The organism is Rhodococcus sp. T7, assembly GCF_009872365.1.
Classification (GTDB): domain Bacteria; phylum Actinomycetota; class Actinomycetes; order Mycobacteriales; family Mycobacteriaceae; genus Rhodococcus_F.
In genome coordinates this window covers 1-1635 of the sequence record NZ_WXYH01000206.1, presented here as the reverse complement: position 1 = coordinate 1635, position 1635 = coordinate 1, and the positions used below count along the sequence as shown (strand labels likewise).

General features: G+C 61.3%; 1 protein-coding gene. It reads left to right on the top strand.

Features of this window, described 5'->3' with window-relative positions:
* Positions 1-14: 14 nt before the first annotated feature.
* Positions 15-1635, top strand: a 1621-nt coding sequence (locus MLGJGCBP_RS19470; protein WP_328799570.1) for a condensation domain-containing protein, incomplete at its 3' end; no start/stop codon positions are given.

The window sequence follows — 1635 nt, the reverse complement described above, 5'->3', positions numbered from 1 at the left end:
CGTTGGATGCGCAGGTGCCGGTGCGCACCATCTTCGAGGCTTCGACGGTGCATGGGTTGGCGGCGCGGGTGGAGTCGTATGCGGGTGCTGGTGGTCGGGTGCCGTTGGTGGCGCGGGAGCGTTCGGGGCGGGTTCCGTTGTCGTTGGCACAGCGACGGATGTGGTTCCTCAACCGATTCGACACCGAGTCGGCTGCCAACAACCTTCCTGTTGCGATCCGGTTGACCGGCGAATTGGATGTTACTGCTCTTCAAATCGCTGTTAGCGACGTGCTGGATCGGCATGAGTCGTTGCGGACGGTGTATCCCGACTCGAGCGACGGACCACACCAGCTAATCCTGCATGCGGCAGAGGTAGTTCCGAATCTAAGTCCTGTCACGACCAGCAATGAGGCACTGTACGAGTACCTAGTCGAATTGGCGTCCATAGGTTTCGACGTCAGTACCGAAGTACCGCTCCATGCGCGCCTGTTCAAGATCAACGAGAACGAGCACGTACTCGGTTTGGTGGTTCACCACATTTCCGCGGACGGGTGGTCGATGGGGCCGTTGACCCGCGATCTGATGATCGCGTATGCGGCCCGGACACATTGGGAAGCGCCGTCGTGGGCGAGACTTGAAGTGCAATACGCGGACTACACCTTGTGGCAGCGCGAGATCCTCGGCTCTGAGGACGACCCCGACTCCTTGGCGTGGGCGCAGGAGATGTATTGGAAGTCGGTCCTCGCTGGTCTGCCGGATCAGTTGGATTTGCCATCGGATCGCCCGCGGCCTGCTGTGGCCTCGAATCGGGGCGCAATGTATCGGTTCATGATCGAGACGGACTTGCACGCGAGATTGAATGGGCTGGCGTCGTCGAATGGTTCGACGTTGTTCATGGTGATGCATTCAGCGTTGGCTGTGCTGTTGGCGCGGTTGTCGGGCACGCACGATATCGCGGTCGGTACTCCGGTCGCAGGTCGCGGCGAGCGTGCGCTGGATGATCTCGTGGGGATGTTCGTGAACACGTTGGTGTTGCGGACGCCGGTCGATCCAGCCGGATCCTTCACGGATGTCCTCGCTGAAACACGCCAGGTGGATCTGGATGCGTTTGGGCATGCCGATGTGCCTTTCGAGCGGTTGGTCGAGATACTCGATCCTGTCCGGTCGCAGGCGCGGCATCCGTTGTTCCAGGTGGCGCTGTTCTTTCAGAACATGGCCCAGACCAGCTTGGAATTGCCGGGGCTGAGAGTCTCGGGTGTGGACTTCGATGCAGCAGTGGCGAAGTTCGATCTGCAGCTGACTCTGGCCGAAGTGGACGGTGAGTCGGGTGAGCCGGCGGGGTTGGCGGCGGAGTTTACGTATGCGACGGATTTGTTCGACGAGTCGACGGTGGCGGGGTTCGCGGAACGGTTCGTGCGGATCCTCGAGGCGGTGACGGTTGATCCTGCGGTGCCGGTGGGTCAGATCGAGATCCTCGATGCGATGGAGCGGGATCTGGTGGTGTCGGGGTGGAACGACACCGGGCACCGGGTGGATGCGGATGCGACGTTGGTGTCGTTGTTCGATGCGCAGGTGGTGCGGACGCCGGGTGCGGTGGCGGTGGTGTTCGAGGGTGAGCAGCTCACTTTCGGTGAGTTCGATGTTCGGGTGAATC